General features: G+C 64.9%; 18 protein-coding genes. 7 read left to right on the top strand and 11 right to left on the bottom strand.

The genetic code is table 11. From position 1 onward, the window contains the following. Nucleotides 1-79 precede the first annotated feature (79 nt). Entirely contained in the window at nucleotides 80-715 is a 636-nt protein-coding gene (locus FJ471_RS12410; RefSeq protein WP_140803444.1) for a pyridoxamine 5'-phosphate oxidase family protein, read from the top strand. An 82-nt stretch (nucleotides 716-797) separates the two neighbouring features. Here the strand turns inward: FJ471_RS12410 and FJ471_RS12405 are convergent, their stop codons facing one another. The 3 genes from FJ471_RS12405 to ftsE form a co-directional block, all read right to left on the bottom strand. Further along, entirely contained in the window at nucleotides 798-1,523 is a 726-nt protein-coding gene (locus FJ471_RS12405; RefSeq protein ID WP_140803443.1) for a YdcF family protein, read from the bottom strand. Nucleotides 1,524-1,679: 156 nt separating this feature from the next. Further along, complete coding sequence (locus FJ471_RS12400; RefSeq protein WP_140803442.1) at nucleotides 1,680-2,672, bottom strand: ABC transporter permease; 993 nt, start codon at nucleotides 2,670-2,672, stop codon at nucleotides 1,680-1,682. Then, a complete protein-coding gene (gene ftsE, locus FJ471_RS12395) occupies nucleotides 2,665-3,324 on the bottom strand; it encodes a cell division ATP-binding protein FtsE (protein WP_140803441.1) in 660 nt (219 codons plus the stop codon). Before ftsE ends, FJ471_RS12400 begins: the two co-directional genes overlap by 8 nt. A 283-nt stretch (nucleotides 3,325-3,607) precedes the next feature. Between ftsE and FJ471_RS12390 the strand changes: the two genes are divergently transcribed. From FJ471_RS12390 to FJ471_RS12380, 3 genes are all read left to right on the top strand, one after another. Then, on the top strand, nucleotides 3,608-4,237 hold the full coding sequence (locus FJ471_RS12390) for a hypothetical protein (RefSeq protein WP_140803440.1): 630 nt from the start codon (nucleotides 3,608-3,610) through the stop codon (nucleotides 4,235-4,237). A 176-nt stretch (nucleotides 4,238-4,413) separates the two neighbouring features. Next, nucleotides 4,414-4,956: a hypoxanthine phosphoribosyltransferase gene (gene hpt, locus FJ471_RS12385; protein WP_095767471.1), complete on the top strand. Its 543-nt coding sequence runs from the start codon at nucleotides 4,414-4,416 to the stop codon at nucleotides 4,954-4,956. Between the two features lie 83 nt (nucleotides 4,957-5,039). After that, nucleotides 5,040-5,411 (top strand): response regulator, encoded by a 372-nt coding sequence (locus FJ471_RS12380; RefSeq protein WP_140803439.1) that lies wholly within the window; start codon nucleotides 5,040-5,042, stop codon nucleotides 5,409-5,411. On the opposite strand, the gene FJ471_RS12375 is transcribed toward FJ471_RS12380, so the two are convergent. Beyond that, complete coding sequence (locus FJ471_RS12375; RefSeq protein ID WP_181179348.1) at nucleotides 5,394-6,347, bottom strand: DMT family transporter; 954 nt, start codon at nucleotides 6,345-6,347, stop codon at nucleotides 5,394-5,396. The genes FJ471_RS12380 and FJ471_RS12375 overlap by 18 nt on opposite strands. A 267-nt stretch (nucleotides 6,348-6,614) precedes the next feature. Between FJ471_RS12375 and FJ471_RS12370 the strand changes: the two genes are divergently transcribed. Next, complete coding sequence (locus FJ471_RS12370) at nucleotides 6,615-7,499, top strand: LysR family transcriptional regulator (protein WP_140803437.1); 885 nt, start codon at nucleotides 6,615-6,617, stop codon at nucleotides 7,497-7,499. 69 nt (nucleotides 7,500-7,568) lie between these two features. Here FJ471_RS12370 and FJ471_RS12365 read toward each other — a convergent pair whose 3' ends face one another. The 3 genes from FJ471_RS12365 to FJ471_RS12355 all read right to left on the bottom strand — a co-directional run bounded on the left by FJ471_RS12365 (nucleotide 7,569) and on the right by FJ471_RS12355 (nucleotide 11,630). Then, entirely contained in the window at nucleotides 7,569-7,943 is a 375-nt protein-coding gene (locus tag FJ471_RS12365) for a glyoxalase superfamily protein (protein ID WP_140803436.1), read from the bottom strand. Between the two features lie 33 nt (nucleotides 7,944-7,976). Beyond that, a complete protein-coding gene (locus FJ471_RS12360) occupies nucleotides 7,977-10,574 on the bottom strand; it encodes a TIGR02302 family protein (protein WP_140803435.1) in 2,598 nt (865 codons plus the stop codon). 114 nt (nucleotides 10,575-10,688) lie between these two features. Next, on the bottom strand, nucleotides 10,689-11,630 hold the full coding sequence (locus tag FJ471_RS12355; protein WP_140803434.1) for a threonine/serine dehydratase: 942 nt from the start codon (nucleotides 11,628-11,630) through the stop codon (nucleotides 10,689-10,691). A 50-nt stretch (nucleotides 11,631-11,680) separates the two neighbouring features. On the opposite strand from FJ471_RS12355, the gene FJ471_RS12350 reads away from it, so the two are divergent. Further along, nucleotides 11,681-11,983, top strand: a complete 303-nt coding sequence (locus FJ471_RS12350; protein WP_140803433.1) for a metalloregulator ArsR/SmtB family transcription factor — start codon at nucleotides 11,681-11,683, stop codon at nucleotides 11,981-11,983. Nucleotides 11,984-12,105: 122 nt separating this feature from the next. Here the strand turns inward: FJ471_RS12350 and lysA are convergent, their stop codons facing one another. From lysA to argH, 3 genes are all read right to left on the bottom strand, one after another. Further along, nucleotides 12,106-13,374: a diaminopimelate decarboxylase gene (lysA, locus tag FJ471_RS12345; protein ID WP_140803432.1), complete on the bottom strand. Its 1,269-nt coding sequence runs from the start codon at nucleotides 13,372-13,374 to the stop codon at nucleotides 12,106-12,108. Nucleotides 13,375-13,428: 54 nt separating this feature from the next. Then, the gene (locus tag FJ471_RS12340) at nucleotides 13,429-13,635 is read right to left on the bottom strand and encodes a lipoprotein (RefSeq protein WP_127253283.1); all 207 of its coding nucleotides are present in this window, start codon (nucleotides 13,633-13,635) and stop codon (nucleotides 13,429-13,431) included. 127 nt (nucleotides 13,636-13,762) lie between these two features. Then, nucleotides 13,763-15,163 (bottom strand): argininosuccinate lyase, encoded by a 1,401-nt coding sequence (gene argH, locus FJ471_RS12335; RefSeq protein ID WP_140803431.1) that lies wholly within the window; start codon nucleotides 15,161-15,163, stop codon nucleotides 13,763-13,765. A gap of 33 nt (nucleotides 15,164-15,196) precedes the next feature. On the opposite strand from argH, the gene FJ471_RS12330 reads away from it, so the two are divergent. Continuing rightward, a complete protein-coding gene (locus FJ471_RS12330) occupies nucleotides 15,197-15,880 on the top strand; it encodes a TlpA disulfide reductase family protein (protein WP_140803430.1) in 684 nt (227 codons plus the stop codon). A 5-nt stretch (nucleotides 15,881-15,885) separates the two neighbouring features. Here the strand turns inward: FJ471_RS12330 and FJ471_RS12325 are convergent. After that, nucleotides 15,886-18,066 (bottom strand): EAL domain-containing protein (locus FJ471_RS12325; protein ID WP_140803429.1); only part of this gene is annotated, 2,181 nt, incomplete at its 5' end.

The raw sequence follows: 18,066 nt of genomic DNA, 5'->3' as shown, positions 1-18,066 counted from the left end.
TCCAAATCAAAGAGATAGAGCATGGTGTCGTCCGAAAACCGCTTCACGCTTTTCGGCATCATGCTCTAGGAGCGCCGGCATGAACGAATTCACCAGCGACGTCGCCTTCACGCCGACCGTCAAGGCCATCCAGTCCCGCAAGGGATCGCGCGAGTCCTATGCGCGCGTCGAGCAGCGCGGCGGCTGGCGGGCAACGATCACGCCGGACCTTTCGGCCTTCATCGAAGTGCAGACCAGCGTGTTCCTGGCGACGGCGAACGCTGAAGGCCAGCCTTACATCCAGCATCGCGGTGGGCCGGCAGGCTTTCTCAAGGTGCTGGACGAGCACGTGATCGGCTTCGCGGATTTTTCCGGGAACCGGCAGTTCATCACCCAGGGCAATCTCGAGGACAACGACCAGGCCTTCCTGTTCCTGATCGACTACATGCTCAGGCAGCGCATCAAGGTCTGGGGCAGGGCGCGTGTCGTCGAGGGTGGTGCGGAGCTGATGGCGCGGCTGATGCCGGCGGACTACAAAGCGCGGCCGGAGCAGGCGATCCTGTTCACGGTCACGGCCTGGGATGCCAATTGTCCGCAGCACATTCCGCAGCGTTTCGAGGCGGCGGATGTCGCCGCGGCGCTCGCCGAGCGCGACCGGCGCATCGCCGGCCTGGAGCAGGAGATTGCCCATTTGCGCGATAGTACGGCGGCTGGAGCAATTCCAGGAAAAGTGTGAGCGGTTTTCCGTCCGGAATTGCGTAAAAACAAAGAGATAGAGCGTTACGCCGTTTCCGTGAAACGGCGTAACGCTCTGGGCTTCAGTTCTTCACCACGGTCGAGGCTTCCGCCAGCGTGACGCCCTCGGGCGTCGCGCGGACCGGCAGGAAGCCGCGCGCCAGCGACAGCACGTATTTGCTGTATTCGGTGAGCAACACGCGCAGGGCCTCCGGCTTCGTCAGCCAGCCGCCATTGCCGAGATTGGTGTTGACCACCGGATAGGGCTCGAGGCGCGCGCCATGCAGCAGCCGGCCCATCTCGAGCAGGCTGCGCGGCATGTGATAGTTGTTGGTGACGATGATGATGCTGCCATAGGCGTGGTTTTCCACCCATTTGGCGCTTTCCTCGGCATTGCCGATGGTGTCGAGCGCGGCGCGGTCGATATCGACGCAGCAGGAGAAGAGCTGCTTGTCGCCGCCCATCGCCGCCTGCAACTGGCGCCTTGTGGCCGACGGATGCACGCCACTGATCAGCAGCCGATCGCCCTTGCCGGAGGCCAGCAGGTCCATCGCCGCGTCGAGCCGCGACTGCCCGCCGGTGAGCACGATGATGGCGTCGGCCCTGGCCGGATTGAGCGGGGTGGTCATGTGGCTGACCTTGTCGGCGAACCAGCCGAAGCCGCCGGCAAAAAGCACCAGCGCGGCGAGAACGATGAAACCGCAGACGCGCATGGCAAGCCGCAAACGGCCGGGCGTGGCGGCAGCAGCGTGCGCACGCACCGCCAGCATCCGTCCAGTCGTCCCGATCGAATCCTGCGCTTCCATCATCCCCAGGTTAATCCTGAAAACATCCCATGGTTAACTCCGAAATGCGGCCTTTGATAGGTAAGGCGCGCACATTGCGTTACGGCAAGTGTCCCATGTGTGATCGTTGTCTTGTTTGTATATAACGCTTGCGCCGGACCTTCGGTTTGAGCTCATGGGTCAGCCCGCGTCCGGTTGGCGAACGTCGATGTCGCTGAGATAGGCGACGACGGTCGCGTGCGAGGTCGCCGCGGTCAGCGCACCGATGACCAGCACCATCAGGCCGACGCCGAGATAGCCCGCGGAACCGATGGCGAAATTGCCGAACAAAGCGGTCGCCTGGTCGGCCTGGGGCGTGGCCATGTTGCGCGACGACCACCAGGAAAAGACGATGAAGACGGCGATCGCGAGCGCACCGCCGGCGACCGCGCCCTTCATGCCGGTGACCAGGAAATGCCAGCGGAATTCGCGCGCAATGAAGCGCGCCTCGGCGCCGACGAAATGCAGGACCTCGATGATGTGGCCGTTGCCGGCCATGGCGCCTCGCGTGGCGAACACCACCGTCAGCACGGTTGCCGACAGCATCAGCACCAGCACGGCGATGCCGATCGTCACCGTCGTGTGCGCCATGGCGACCAGACGGTCGACCCAGGTGCGATGATCATCGAGCGAAGCGGTCGGGATCTTCGGGGTGATGGCGGCGCGCATGGCGGCAAAGTCCGGCGGGCTGGCCTCGTCGATGGTGACGATGATGAGGCGCGGCACCGGCAACTCGTCGATGTTGAGGCCGCTGCCCAGCCATGGCTCCAGAAGGCGCGCGGTCGCGTCGCGGTCGATGATCTTGGTGCCCTTCACGCCGGGGAACTCGCTGGCGATTTGCGAGGCCTGCGCAAGCGCCGACTCCATGTCGAGGCCGTCGGCCGGCTTGATCTGGATCGTCGCCTCACGCGAGATCTGGTTCTCCCAGACGGATGCGGTATCGCGCACCAGCGTTACCGCGCCGAAGGTGAGGCAGGACAGGAAGGTCATGATTGCGATGACCAGCACCAGCGCCCGTCCGGCGATGTTCTGCGCCGGCACGATCGGCGCTGTCTTGCGCTGGACACGCCGGACCGTCACCGGCGCCTCGGCGTCGGTTTCATCGTGCAGGTGGTCGGCGGGAAAGTCAGTCATAGACGTCCAGCCTCCCGCCGGCCAGAATCATGCGGCGTGCATCGACCTGTTCCATGAGGCCAAGGTCGTGGGTGGCGATCACCACGGCTGTGCCCAGCCGGTTGAGCTCGATGAACAACCTGAGCAGCCGGCGCGCCAGCGGCGGGTCGACATTGCCGGTGGGCTCGTCGGCCAAAAGGATTTCCGGCTGTTCGATCAGCGCGCGGGCGATCGCGGCGCGCTGCTTTTCGCCGCCCGAAAGCACCGGCGGCAGCACATGCATGCGGTCGCCAAGGCCAACCCATTTCAGAAGCTCGGTGACGTCGGTGCGGTAGCTCGCTTCCTCGCGCCCGCGCACGCGCAACGGGAGCGCGACATTCTCATAGGTGGTCATGTGGTCGAGCAGGCGGAAATCCTGGAACACCACGCCGATGCGGCGGCGCATAAGCGGCAATTCGCTGCGCGAGATGCGCGAGCGGTCCTTGCCGAAAATGGTGATCAGGCCGCGCGTCGGCTTCAGCGACATGAACAACAGGCGTAGCAAGGTCGTCTTGCCGGCGCCCGAGGGGCCGCTCAGGAACTGAAAGGAGCGCTCCGGAATGTGCAGGGAGATGTCGCGGAGGATTTCCGGACCCATGCCATAGCGAAGGCCGACATTTTCGAAGCGGATCACGTTCGGCGACCTGAAACTTTCGGCGGCGACGCGCCACAATCTAACTCTAGAGCGTTCCACCGTTTCACGGAAACGGCGAACCGCTCTATCTCTGCGCTTTCACGCAATTCCGGACGGAAAACCGTTTCACACTTTTCCAGGAATTGCTCTAACAGACCATCGGCCGGCATGGTTAACCGGCGGTTAATTTTGCAACGTTCAGCGTGCATCAGAGCCATTCCGGTGGGGAAGCGTTAACCAATTCCGTTTACGCAAAAGAAACGAAGACTGCATTGGTGCCGTAATGGCTGACGAGAGAACCGCGCGCCCTGTTTCCGGTGAAATCATGACCGGTCCGGCAACAAATGCCGCGCCGGAGCGCGGCATTTTCGATGCGGTCGACATCGTCGATGCCGAATATGTGGTGCTGCCGCGTTTTGCCGCTGCGCCGGCGGCGCCACCGCCGCAGATTCCTCCGACGCCATCGATCGAAGGCATGGGCATGCTGCGCAAACCCGAGGCCGCGCCGTCGCGGTCCTCGCGCGGCGGCCCGATGTTCTGGATCGCCGGCGTCGGCATAGCGCTGGTCTCCTTCTGGGTGTCGGGCGGTCACGCGCTGGTCCGGCAGAGCCCTTTCTGGGCGACCGCCGCGCCGGCAAGCGCGCTCACCATTTCCGGCGTGACGTCGCGCATCGATGTGTCGGGCTTGAAGCCGGTGCTGTTCGTCGATGGCGAGGCCGCCAATGACGGGTTGAGGTCGGAGGCGCTGCCGCCGTTGGAAATCCGCGTCACCGACAACAACGCCAACATTATCCGCTACAGGCTGGGGACATCGAGCCGTTCCCTGGGACCCGGCGAAAGATTCGGCTTTTCGAGCCGCCTCGATGTGCCTAAAGACGGCGTAAGGACCGTCGCAGTCATCTTCGCCGGCTAGACGGGTCGATATTCAGGTGAGGCCGGCCTGCAAATAGCGGCTTCCTGCGCTTCCGGTGCTCACGTGCTGAAACGTACGCTCCGCTCCGGTTCTCGGCAGCCACTATTTTCGGCTCGGCCTGACCTGAACCTCAACCCGTCTATCAACACCACTGTCGTTTTTTTGAAGGAAAAATTATGCCAGTTGTACGCGGCAAGGACATCGAGGTCTTGTTTTCGGCGTCGGCGATCGCGCGCCGCAATCTCGAGCTGGCCAAGGAAATCGCCGGGCGCGACTATCACGACCTGCTGGTGATCTCGATCCTGAAGGGCTCTTTCGTCTTCGCCGCCGACCTCATCCGCGCCATGCATGATGTCGGCCTGTCGCCGGAAGTCGAGTTCATCTTCATCTCCAGCTACGGCGCCGGCACCACGAGCGGCGAGGTCAGGGTGCTGCGCGACATCGACAACGAGGTCGCCGGCCGCGACGTGCTGTTGATCGACGACATACTGGAATCCGGCAAGACGCTTTCCTACACCCGGGACCTGATGCTTTCGCGCGGCGCGAAGAGCTGCGCCATCGCGGTGCTGCTCGACAAGCGGATGCGCCGCCAGACCTCGCTCAACGCCGATTATGTCGGCTTCGACTGCCCGGACTATTTCGTCGTCGGCTATGGCATGGATGTCGCCCATGCGTTCCGCGAGCTGCCGTTCGTCGGAGTGGTGAAGGGCGACGCCTGAGAAGGCGTCGAAGTCATCCCGAAAAGCTGCCGATCGTTAGAATTTTCAGAAAACATCAATGTTTCGGCGGCATCTATCTCGGCATGGCAAAGCTTCTGATCGTCGAGGACGATGAGTCCGTCCGCACCCTCGCCGCTCGCGCGCTGGAGCGCGACGGCCATACTGTCACCATCGCTACCGACGGCGCGCAGGGGCTGGACCTGATCCGGCAGGCCGGTGGCGGCTACGACCTGGTGGTGTCCGACATCCGCATGCCGGAAATGGACGGCATCCAGATGGCGACGGCCGCCGCGGGACAGTTTCCGACGATGAGAATCATGCTGATGACCGGCTATGCCGACCAGCGCGAGCGTGCCGAGGGGCTAAACGGCATCATCCTCGACGTCGTGCAGAAGCCATTCACGCTCGCCGAGATCCGCGCCCGCGTCGGCAAGGCATTAAGCTGCTTCGCTTGAGACCGCGCCGGCCGCCGGCGCGGCACGTCGCCGACGCCCGCCGCTGAGCGCAAGCAGGCCGGCGCCGATGATCAGCGCCGCGCCCAGCACGGTCGTTTCACGCGGCACTTCGGCGAAGAACAGGAATCCCCACAGCGGCGACCACAGGATGCCGGTGTATTCGAACGTGGCGACGCGGTTGGCCGGCGCCATGCGATAGGCCTGCGACAGCAGGATCATGCCGGCGGACGCGACGAGGCCGCAGGCGGCCATTTTCAGGAAATCCGGCATCGTCGGCCATACCCATGGCCGCACCAGGAATTCGACGCTCGGATGCGCCGCATGGGTGATGCCGGCAAGATGGAAGACGGTCGCGACGGCAATTGCGCCGCTGAGATAGGCGCCGTTCTGGTAGAAGGCCATCACCGTCGATGATTCGGTGTCGCCGATGCGGCGCGCCATCAACTGCGAAAAGCCGTAGAGGAAGGCCGAGCCCAGCGACAGCAGCGCCGCCCAGTCGAACACGCCGGCGCCGGGACGCACCATCACCAGGACGCCGACCAGACCGATCAACACCGTCGCCAGCGTCTTCCACGAGACGCGCTCGCCGAGATAGGGGCCGGCCATCGCCATGATGAACAGCGGTGCCATGAAATAGAGCGCCACCGCGTCGGCCAGCGGCAGGGCGGCGATCGCCAGATAATAGACCGTGTAGGACGAGAACTGGATGAAGGCGCGCAGCGTCAGCATGCCTGCCCGCTTCGACAGCACCGCCTTCAGGCCGACATCGGCCTGGACCAGCACGATCAGGATCGGCAGCGCGACGATGGCGCGGATCGCCATCACCTCGGTCACCGGATAGCCGCCGGATACCGCCTTCACCAGCGGATCCTGCAGCGAAAAGACCAGCACGCCGAGGCAGAGGCTCAGAATGCCTAGCACCATCCGGTTCTGCATCAGTATCGGCCCCCCGCGAGCCGCAATGATATTTCATTTCACGCAATTCCGGACGGAAAACCGCAAGCACTTTTCCTGGAATTGCTCATCAAAAAGAACCCGCTACCGTTTTTCCGGCAGCGGGCACGAGTGAGGACTCTACGATTGGTCCGCGGCCGATTTCGCGGCCGCATATCCAATGGGTATGGCAACTATCCTGCTCCGTTTGACATCTTGCAAACGAATTGGAATGATGCCAGCAATCAAATTTTCTTATGGCGACCTCCGATGCGATCAGTCCTCGACAGCGACCTCCTGCGCACCTTCGTGGCGGTGGCCGAGACCGGCAATTTCACCCGCGCGGCGGAGAAAGCCGGGCGTACGCAGTCGGCAGTGTCGATGCAGATGAAGAAGCTGGAGGACATGGTCGGCGACGATCTGTTCGAGCGTGGCTCGCGCGGCGTGGCGCTGACCCGTCGCGGCAGCGAATTGATCTCGAACGCGCGGCGGATCGTCTCGCTGCTCGACGAGACGGCGGCCTCGCTGGTGGCGCCGCCGCTCGGCGGGCTGGTGCGCATCGGCATCCCGGCCGAATATGGCCGTTCGATCCTGTCGCGGGCGCTGGGCGAATTCGCCAAGCGGCATCCGCGCGTCGAGGTCACCGTGCGTTACGCGCATTCGGATTCGCAGGTGAGGGCGCTCGCGGCCGGCGAGCTCGATCTCGCGGTGGTGTTCGAATGGGAGGGCTCTTCCGGCGGCGAGGTGCTGATGCACGACCCGACCGTGTGGGTGACCTCGACGCTGCAATATATGCATGAGGAGCGGCCGATACCGATCGCGCTTTACAGCCGCAACGGCTGGTGCCGCGACTTCGCCATCAAATCGCTGCAGCAGCGCGGCCTCGACTACCGCGTCGCCTATACCAGCGACACCAATGGCGGCCTGACGCTCGCGGTCACTTCCGGCCTGGCGATCGCGCCGATCTCGCGCAGCAACATCCCGGAAGATTGCCGCGAACTGACGGTCGCCGACGGTTTCGGCGACATCGATTCCTCCAACGTCGTCCTGCATCGCAATCCGCTGGCGACCGGCGAAGCGATCGACGGCATGGAAAACGCGATCCGCGAGGCCTTCATGCTGACCCGGCAGGCACCGGTCGCCGCCGGTCTTTGAATTCTGGAACTGCGTCTGGTTTGGAGCGCCGTTTCGCGAAAACTCAGAGCCGCTTCGCCTCGGCCCGGTCTATCGCTCTGGCATGTCCTCGTGGAAAGTGAGCCGATTGCCGAACGGGTCGCCGACTGTGACTTCCCATGTCCGCCAGGGCGTCTCTTCCAATCCCGGCCCGGCATAGCGGTATTTCTTCGCCGTCAACTCGCGATGAAGCGCCGCGATATCGGCGGCCTCGACGCGAATATGGGCACCCGGCGAGCCGTCGCCGTGATGCTCGCTCAAATGCAGTTCGCAGCCGTCGCGGGCGATGCCCATGTAGAGCGGCGCATTGTCGTCGAAGCGATGTTCGAACCGCACCTCGAAGCCAAGGAAATCAAGGTAGAATTCGCGCGCCTTGGCGATGTCGAACATGCGCAGGATCGGGGTGACGATTCCAAGCTTGGGCATGGGCGGCGGCAATCCGGGATGGTGTAGGCGAGCTTACTTCAGTTCCAGCAGCCGTTCGAGGTAGCTGCGCTCGATGTCGGGGCTGAGCGCGTTGCCGAGCCGCTTGCGGATCGCGTCGAGGATCTGGCGCGCGCGCTGAACGTCGATCTCGTCGGGAACCTTGACCGAGGTGCCGTCATCGGGGCCGTTGGTGGCGCGCGGCCGCCCCAGCGGATCCCGGTCGGCGTCCTGCTGGCGGCCGCCCTGCTCGCTGCCGCCCTGATCGCCCTGCATGGCCTGCATCTGCTTCATCATGTCCTTGGCGCCGCGGCGCAGCGCTTCCAGCGCGCGGCCCTGGTGACCGACGGCCTGGTCGCCATCACCCTGGCCAAGCGATTTTTCGGCATTGCCCATCGACTTGCCGGCCTCGCCGAAGCCCTCATTGGGCTCCATGCCCATGCCCTCGAGCCCCTTCTTCAGCTGGTCGAGCTCGCTCTGCAACTGGCCCTGGCCTTCCTGCAGCTGCTTCAGCGCATCGGCCAGGTCCTTCGGCGACATTTTCGGCCGTCCGAGCGGATCGCGATCCTGGCCGGGGCCTGGCCGCTGCTCGTCCTGACCCTGCTGCTGCTCGCCGTCCTCGCCGAACTGTTGTTCGCCATTGTCGCGTGAGCCACGCTGCATCTGGTCCAGCCGGAAGGTGTCGTTCATCATTTCCTGCTGGCGGCGCATGATATCACCGAGCTTGTCCATCTGCTGGCGCAGCTCGCTGTCCTGCTCGCCGCCCTGCTGCTGACGGCCTGCCTGCAGGTTGTTCATCATGTCCTGCAGCTCGGAGAGAAGCTGCTGGGCCTTGTCGCGATCGCCCGATTTGGCCAGATTCTCGATCTGATCCATCATGCGGTCGATATCGCTCTGGCGCAGCTCGCGGCCGTTCTGCTGCATCTGCGGCGCGTTCGGGTTCTGCTGCGCGCGCTGGGCAAATTCCTGCAGGAACTGGTTCATCGCCTCGCGCAGTTCCTTCATCGCCTTTTCGATCTCCTGATCGCTGGCGCCGTTCTTGATGGCGTCCTGCAACGCCTGCTGCGCCTGGCGCAGCCGCCGCTCGGCGGCCGACAGATTGCCTTCCTCGATGCCGAGCGCGATTTCCCAGAGATAGGCGACGACGTTGCGCAGCTGGTCGTCGCTCTCGGAGAGCTTCAGCCTGCTTTCCGCGCTCATGATGGCGAGATAGTTCGACATGTTGTCGAACGTGTCCTCGGGGCGCAGCGTGATCGCGTCCACCAGGTCGAGAACGCGAGGCTTGGCATTGGTGTCGAGCGCCAGCAGCCGGCGCTGTTCGATCACCGCGCGCGCCAGCGGATTGGCGAAGGGCCGCTCGGGCATGACAAGCGTCTTGGTTTCGCTGATCGCTGTGTGGCCGGCATCGTCGGTGACGCTCAACGTCAGCTTGACGTTGGTGCCGGCCCAGACATGCTCGGTCAGGTCCTTGGTCGTCTTGGCAGCGTTCGCCTTGCCGCCACGGCGCGGCAGCGCCAGCGGCATGTCGGGCGGGCCGTAGAGCGGATGCGCGTTGGCCGCCGGCGGATCCGACGGCTCGAAGACGGCCTTGGCGGAGGCCGCGCCGTAGTCGTCGGCGATCTCGTAGTTCAGCTCGATGGCGCCGTTGACCGCGCGCTTCGGCTCGCCGACGAAGCGGATCGTCGGCGGCTTGTCGGGAATAACGGCGAAGGCCCAGTGGCCGAGATCGCTGTCACCGGATTTCAGCGTCAGCGTGCCATTGGTGTTCAGCTTGCCGGAGAACTGGCGCACCTTTGGCGCCGTCTGGCTGGCGGCGGCTGGCGCGGTCCCCTTGGCCACGGGGGGCGCCGCTGGCTCGATGGCGCGGTCATTGCCGCCTTGATCGGCATAGTTCAGTGTTTCCTCGCCCGAGCCGCCGGTAACGCGCAGCGAAACGTCGCTGCCTTGCGGAACGGAGAAGGTCTGGACGGCCTGGTTGGCATCGGCGGTCAGGAACAGCGGCGCCTTGCCGGTATAGGCGGGCGGCGTCACCCAGGCGTCGATGCGAGGCGGCACGGCGTCATGCGCGGCGCGGGCGACAAAAGCGTCGCTGAGCCTGCCGCCAAAGGGTCCGAAGGAGAAGGCAAGAGCGGTGACGAGCAGCAGCCCGGCCACGGCGCGCAGGCCCCAGCGGTCATAATCCGGCACGCCGGTGCGCGGGCGGTCGGCGCCGAGGCTCGAAAGCCGCTCGGCCATGCGCTTCTGGTGCTCGCGCCACAGCGCCTGCGAGAAGATGCTGTCGGCGCCGCTCGGCCGATCGGTCTGCACTTGCACCGGGCTGTGCAGCAATTGGTTCGCCGCCTCGATGCGCCGGTCGATCTCGGCGGCTGACGGCATGCGGAAGAAGCGCAGCGGATAGAGCGCCGCGACCGCCGCCAGCGCGAACAGGACGAGAAGGCCGATGCGCACCGCGTCCGGCAGACGCGGGAAGAGGCCGAACCACGAAAAGCTGAGGAACAGGCTGGCGACGACCAGCAGCGGCAGCACGAGCGGCCAGGCGCGCTCGAAGATTATCGAGGCCCGCGTCGCCAACCGGCTGAGCGCCAGGCGCCCCGCCAGGCCGCGTTCGCCGCTGGAAATGGGTCGTTCGGTCATCGGCCCTTCCTGCCCGGGCACAATAGCCCGGACGTCATCACCAGAAGGATACCAGCAAACACGGCAAAGGCGAGGCGGGTTCCAAAAACGTGAAGCGGTTTGGCCGGGTTATGATCAGAAATTGGCCGGATTCGTGTTGGAACCGCAGACCAGGACTGCCACGCGCTCGCCTTCCGCGGGCACATAGCGTCCGGAAAGCATGGCGGCGAAGGCCGCGGCGCCACCCGGCTCGGCGATGATTCGCACGCGATCCCACAGCGCCTTCTGCGCCGCGACGATGTCGTCGTCGCTGACCAGGATCGAGCGCTCCACGAAGGCCTCGGCGATCGGGAACATCATTTCGCCGACACGCTTCGGCGCCAGCGAATCGGCGGCAATGCCCTCGGCGGGCGCATCGACCGGCTCTCCGGCCTCCAGAGCGCGGTAAAGCGTCGGCGCTCCCTCGGGCTCGATGGCAATGATTCGGATACATCCCGAGAACCAGGCGGCGATGCCGCCGATCAGGCCGCCGCCGCCGACGGCGACCAGCAGCGTGTCGATTTCGGGCAGGTCAGCCTCGATCTCCAGGCCGAGCGTGCCCTGGCCGAGCAGCGTTTCCTCCTGGTTGAAGGCGTGGACCTGCAGGGCGCCGGTCTTTTCGGCAAAGTCCTCGCTGGCGGCCAGCGCCTCGGCGTAGCGCGCGCCGCCGACCACCAGCTCGGCGCCGTAGCCGCGAATGCGCGCGAGTTTTGCCGGCGGGCTGACCTCGGGCACGAAGATGTTCGCCTTGTGGCCGAGCTTCATGGCGGCGTAGGCAACGGCGGCACCATGATTGCCGCCGGACGCGGCGACCACGCCGGCTTCGGGCACCTGGCGCTCGAGCAGATTGGTGAAGGCGCCGCGCGCCTTGAACGAGCCCGAGTGCTGAAGGCATTCGAGCTTGAGATCGACCGGGAAGGCGGGGCGGCCGAAATCCGCCATGTCGACGCCCATCACCGGCGTGTGGCGGACATAGGGGCGGATGCGCGGTTCGACGGCGGCGATGCGCTCGCGCGTGATCGTTCTGGTGTTCAGCATGACCTGCTCCTCGGGATTGACTTCAATTAGTAACTTAGCAAAATGGCTAAATGCAAGAGGTCGACATCTTCAAGGCGATCGCCAATGAGCGCAGGCTGCGGATCCTGGATTGGCTCAAGGATCCACGCGCGCATTTTCCAAGCCAGGCCGATGGCGATCTGGTCGAGGACGGCGTCTGCGCGCTGTCGATCGCCGAAAAGCTCGGCATTACCCAGGCGACGCTCAGTGAGCATATGCGCGTGCTGACCCAGGCCGGCCTGCTCTCGACCAAGCGCACCAAGCAATGGATATTCTATCGCCGCGACGAGAGCCGGATCGCCGAGGCCAAGGCGCTGATCCAGGAGAAGATCTAAATGCATGTCGCCCAGAAGTGCGCAGCGGTTCTGGGACAACGACATGCATCAAAACAAAGACTTAAAGCGCGTCGCCTGAATCCGGTTCAGCGCGACGCGCTTTAGCGTCAGGCGGGAGCCGGCTATTTCAGCCAGTCGGGAACCGAATCCAGCCCGATCAGATCCTCATGGGTATGGCGCGGACGCACGACATGGAAGCGGTCGCCGTCGACCAGCACCTCGGGCACCAGAAGCCTGGTGTTGTAGGTGCCGGCCTGCACCGCGCCATAGGCGCCGGCGGTGGAAACGGCGATCAGGTCGCCCGCTTTCAGCCTCGGCAGGTCGCGGTCGAGGCCGATGAAATCGCCCGTCTCGCAGACCGGGCCGACGATGTCGACCTTCATGCGCGGCGTGGAAGCGGGCGGCTGCACCACCGGCCTGATGTCGTGGAAGGCGTCATAGAGCGTCGGCCGGATCAGGTCGTTCATGGCGGCGTCGACGACGAGGAAGTTCTTGGCGTCGCCTTCCTTCACATAGATGACCTCAGAAACCAGGATGCCGGCATTGCCGACGATCAGCCGGCCGGGCTCGAACATCACCTTGAGGCCAAGCCTTGTGACGTGCTTCCTGACGATCTCGGCATAGGCGTCGGGCAGGGGCGGCGGGCTGTTGTCGACGCGGTAGGGAATGCCGAGACCGCCGCCGAGGTCGACATGCTCGATCGCATGTCCGTCGGCGCGCAAAGCCCCGACCAGTTCGACCAGCAATGCGAAGGCATCGTCGAAAGGCTGCAATTCGGTGATCTGGCTGCCGATATGGGTGTCGATGCCGGTCACCTTGATGCCCGGCAGTTGCGCGGCACGGGCATAGACCTGCCGCGCGCGCTGCCATGGAATGCCGAACTTGTTCTCGGCCTTGCCGGTCGAGATCTTCTTGTGCGTCTTGGCGTCGACGTCCGGATTGATGCGCAGCGAGACGGGCGCCACCTTGCCGAGCGCCACGGCGCGCGCCGACAAAAGCTCGAGTTCAGGCTCGGATTCGACGTTGAAGCAAAGAATGCCGGCCGAAAGCGCGAAGTCCATCTCGCGCGCGGTCTTGCCGACGCCGGAAAACAGGATCTTGCTGGCCGGGATGCCGGCGGCCAAAGCGCGGCGCAATTCGCCTTCGGAGACGACGTCGGCGCCTGCCCCCTGCCGGGCCAGCGTTCTCAGCACGGCCTGGTTGGAGTTCGCCTTCATGGCGTAGCAGACCAGCGCGTCGAGGCCGGCGAAAGCCTCTCTGAAGACGCGGAAATGCCTGGTCAGCGTCGCCGTCGAATAGCAATAGAAGGGCGTGCCGACCTCGGCTGCGATGTCGGGGATGGCGACGTCCTCGGCATGGAGAACGCCGTCGCGGTAATCGAAATGGTTCACGAGGTTCGGTTCCGGAAAGTTGAAGCTAATGAGATCGGGTCGATCTCACCGGCTCTAGAGCAGGGGATCGAGGATGAATTTCCTGTCCTTGACCGGTTTTTCCGGCTCGGGCGGCACCGGCTGCTTGGCTTTTTCCGCATCCTTGCGCGCCTGCTCCGCCGCCTCGTAGGGCGTGTCGAGGCCGGTCTTCCTGCCGCAGGCCGTGACGGTGACAACCGCCGCCAGCAGCGCGAGCGTCACCAAAATCCTGCTACGGGTCATCGATCCATCCGTTCGAAACTGATTGCGTGCTGCGCTTTTAGCCGAGTTTTCAGCGCTTTGCATCCCGGCAATTGTTTTGATTCATGTCGTTGTCCCAGAACCGCTGCACACTTCTGGGCGACATGCATCAAGCCTTGGCGAGCCGCTTTTTCCAGTAGCGGATCTGCTTTCGCACTTCCGACGGCGCGGTGCCGCCGAAGCTGGTGCGGCTCTTCACCGAATTCTGCACGGCAAGCACCGAGAAGATGCCGTCGGTGATGCCCGGATGGATCGAGCGCAGCTCGTCCAGCGAGAGCTTTTCCAGCCCGACCTTCTTCTCCTCGGCGAGCGCCACGGCACGGCCGGTGACGTGGTGCGCCTCGCGGAAGGGCAGGCCCAGATTGCGCACCAGCCAGTCGGCAAGGTCGGTCGCGGTGGCGTGCCCGGCGCCGGCGGCCTTCTTCATGGCGGCGGCGTTGACGGTCATGTCGCGCACCATGCCGGCGGTCGCCGCCAGCATCAGGTCGAGCGTCTCGGCGGCGTCGAAGACCGCTTCCTTGTCTTCCTGCATGTCCTTGCCATAGGTCAGCGGCATGCCTTTCATCACGGTCAGCAGGCCGACGAGATGGCCGTTGACGCGACCGGTCTTGCCGCGCACCAGCTCGGCGGCGTCCGGGTTCTTTTTCTGCGGCATGATCGAGGAGCCGGTGGAGAAGGAATCCGACAGGTGGATGAAGCCGAATTGCGGCGTCGACCAGATGATGATCTCCTCGGCGAGCCTGGACAGATGCGTCGCGCAGATCGCGGCGAGGCTGAGGAATTCGAGGGCGAAATCGCGATCCGAGACGCTGTCCAGCGAATTGCGCGTCGGTTCGCGGAAACCCAGCGCTTTCGCGGTCATATGGCGGTCGATGGAAAAGCTGGTGCCGGCAAGGGCCGCCGCGCCCAACGGGCTTTCATCCATGCGCTCGATGGCGTCGTGGACACGCGAGAGGTCGCGGCCGAACATTTCCACATAGGCCATGCAATGGTGGCCGAAGGTCACCGGCTGCGCCGCCTGCATATGGGTGAAGCCGGGCATGACGGTCGCCGCATGCTCCTCGGCGCGTTCGAGGAAGGCGGCGATCAGGTCCTTCAGCGCCAGGGCTGCGCGCTGGCATTCCTGCTTGACCCAGAGTCTCAGGTCGACCGCCACCTGGTCGTTGCGCGAGCGGGCGGTGTGCAGGCGCCCCGCGGCCTGGCCGATCAGGTCGGCAAGGCGGGCCTCGACATTCATGTGGATGTCTTCGAGCTTGGTCGAGAATTCGAATTTGCCGGCCTCGATCTCTTTCAAGATCGTGTTCAGCCCGTGAGCGATTTTTTCTTGATCGGCCGCCGAAATAATGCCCGTTTCAGCCAACATCTGGCTATGGGCGATCGATCCGCCTATGTCCTGCGCATAGAGCTTGCGGTCGAAGCCGATCGACGCGTTGATCGCTTCCATGATCGCGGCCGGACCCGAGGCAAAACGTCCGCCCCACATCTGGTTGCTGGCCTTCTTGTCGCTCATCGCTATAACCCGTGCTCCGGAGCAGTTTTGAAAATGGCAGACGGCAAGAGATTCTTTTTTCCGGCTACGCGCCTCATCCTCGCCGCTTTGCTGGCGGGCGTGCTGGCCGGCGCGGTCGCGGTATATGTCAGCGAGAGCGGTTCTGGCAACAACGCTCCCGAGAAGGTCGCCGCAACCACCGGCAAGGACGATGCCGCCTGCGTGGCCAAGGCCGCACGCGCCAAGACTATCGCGGCGAAAGCGGTCGGCCAGGTCGCGGCCCTGCAGCCGGCCGATCCGCCGCAATCGCTGAAGAGCCTGGCCTTCAACGGCCCCGACGGGAAGCCGATGACGCTGGCCGACCATGCCGGCAAGACGGTGCTGCTCAATTTGTGGGCGACATGGTGCGCGCCGTGCCGCGCCGAGATGCCGGCGCTCGATACGCTGCAGAAGGAAAAGGGCAGCAATGCCTTCGAGGTGGTCGCGGTCAATGTCGACACCGGCGACGATACGAAGCCGAAGAAATTCCTCAAGGAGATCGGTGTCGAGACGCTCGGCTTCTACCGGGACCCGACGATCGCGCTGTTCAACGAGGTGAAGACGCGGGGCCTGGCGCTCGGGCTTCCGGTCACCATGCTGATCGACGCGGATGGCTGCCTGATCGCGCATATGAACGGCCCGGCCGAGTGGTCGAGCCCCGACGCCAAGCGGCTGGTGGAAGCGGCGCTGACGCCGTGACGATGTCAGCCTGAGCGCGCGGCGGCGGCCGGCTGCAGCATCAGGATGCTGCCGCCGCGGACATTGTCGACCTTGGCGGTTGCCCCGATGGCGTCGTCTTCCGTGACGCCGTCGGGCGACGGAGCCCCCGTCAGCTCGCCGAACGCCTCGATGGGGCCAGGCCTGCCCAGAAAATATCCCTGGCCGATGTCGCAATCCTCGGCGTCGAGAAAGCGCAGCTCGTCAAGCGTCTCGACGCCTTCGGCCAGGACCGGCAGGCCGAGGCCACGCCCCAGCCCAAGCACGGCGCGCACGATGGTCGCGACCTGGTCGTTGCGGTCGACCGATTTGATGAAGGAGCCGTCGATCTTGATCTTGTCGAACGGGAAGGCGCGCAGGTTGGACAGCGACGAATAGCCGGTGCCGAAATCGTCCATCGCCACGCGCACGCCGAGTGCCTTGATCTGGCGCAAGGTGGCCAGCGCCCGGGGCATGTCCTTCACCAGCGCCGTCTCGGTGATCTCGAGCTCGAGCCTGCCCGGGGCGAGGCCCGAGCGCAGCAGCACCTCATGCACCTTGCGGCTGAAATCGGGATTGTGGAGCTGCACGGCCGAGACGTTGACGGCGATCGTCAGCGGGTTCTTCCAGGTCGCTGCTTCCTTGCAGGCCGTCGCCAGCACCCACTCGCCGATCTGGGCGATCGAACCGCTGTCCTCGGCCACCGGGATGAACACAGAAGGCGGAACCTCGCCGCGTTCGGGATGCTGCCAGCGCAGCAAGGCTTCGAAGCCGATCATCCTGCCGCTGCTGATTTCCTTCTGCGGCTGATAGACGAGCCGGAACTCGCCGCGCGCCACGGCCTGGCGCAGGTCCTGCTCCATGATGCGCCGGTCGCGCGCCTCGGCGCCCATCGAGGCCTCGAAGTAGCGGAAAGTGTCCTTGCCTTCGGCCTTGGCGCGATAGAGCGCGGTGTCGGCATGGCTGACCAGCGCCGCCTGTTCGTCGGCGTCGAGCGGGTAGAGCGCGATGCCGATGCTTGCCGACACCATGCCGCCGGGCGATAGCCGGTTTTCCTGGCGCAGCGCCGAAAGCACCGCTTCGGCAATGCGGCCGGCCGCCTGCGGGTCGGGAAGGTTGGGGGCGATGATGGCGAATTCGTCGCCGCCGAGCCGGGCCAGCATCTGGCCGTGGCGCAGCACGCTGGAGGCGCAGTGGGCCACCTTCTGCAGCACGGCGTCGCCGGCGGCGTGGCCGAAGAGGTCGTTCACTTCCTTGAACCGGTCGAGGTCGAGCAGCATGAGCGCCAGCTGGCCACCCTTGCCGGCGCCGGCTTCCGCGGACGCGGCGATCTCGGCTTCCAGGTGGCCGGTGAAGCTGCGGCGATTGGCAAGCCCGGTGAGCGGGTCGTAATGTGCGAGGCGCATGATCTCCTGCTCGGCCTTCCTGCGCTCGCGAATGTCGCGCACGGCAACGACCAGATGCGGCTTGCCGCAATAGTCGATGCTCCTGGCGATCAGTTCCACCGGAATCCGGCTGTCGTCCTGGCTGCGCAGATCGGCTTCCTGCGCCTGTCCGTTGCCGGCGGCGACTCCGGAGCCAATCCGCTCGCCGAACAGGTTGCCCAGCGTCATCGTGTTCAGCGTGCCGGCGGCGATGCCGCTGAGCGCGGCAATGCTGTCATTGGCGCTGACGATGCGGTTGCCGTCGCAGACGATGAGGCCTTCGACGGCGGCGTTGGCGAGGCCGTGCATACGCTCCGCCTCGATCCTGTGACGGCGGAAGCGCAGGTCGATCCAGAGCGCCGTGGCCGAAAGCACCAGGATGACCAGGCTTGCCGCGGCGGCGGCAAAGGCCTGCGACATCGGCGCGATGGTGAATTTCGAGACCTCGATCGAGGAATCCGGATAGATCGAGACGGCGGCCATGGCGATGAAATGCAGCGTGCAGATCGCCAGCGTCAGAAGCACGGCCCCGGCGGCCGTCGCCAGGGTCGACGGCCGGCGAAGCACGACAAGCAGGGAGAGCGCGGCAAGAATTATGCCCGAGGCCAACGAGGCGGCGACCAGCAGCTGGTTCCAGACGATCCGGCCTTCGACCTCGAAAGCCGCCATGCCGGTATAGTGCATCGCCGCAATGCCGATGCCGAGCACGGCGCCGCCGACGAGGTAGTGGTCGATGCCGCCGCGTATGGTCGCGATCCACATACC

The organism is Mesorhizobium sp. B2-7-1, from assembly GCF_006440735.1.
Taxonomy (GTDB): domain Bacteria; phylum Pseudomonadota; class Alphaproteobacteria; order Rhizobiales; family Rhizobiaceae; genus Mesorhizobium.
Note: the sequence above shows the minus strand (reverse complement) of the source record. Positions and strands in the feature narration are given on the sequence as shown.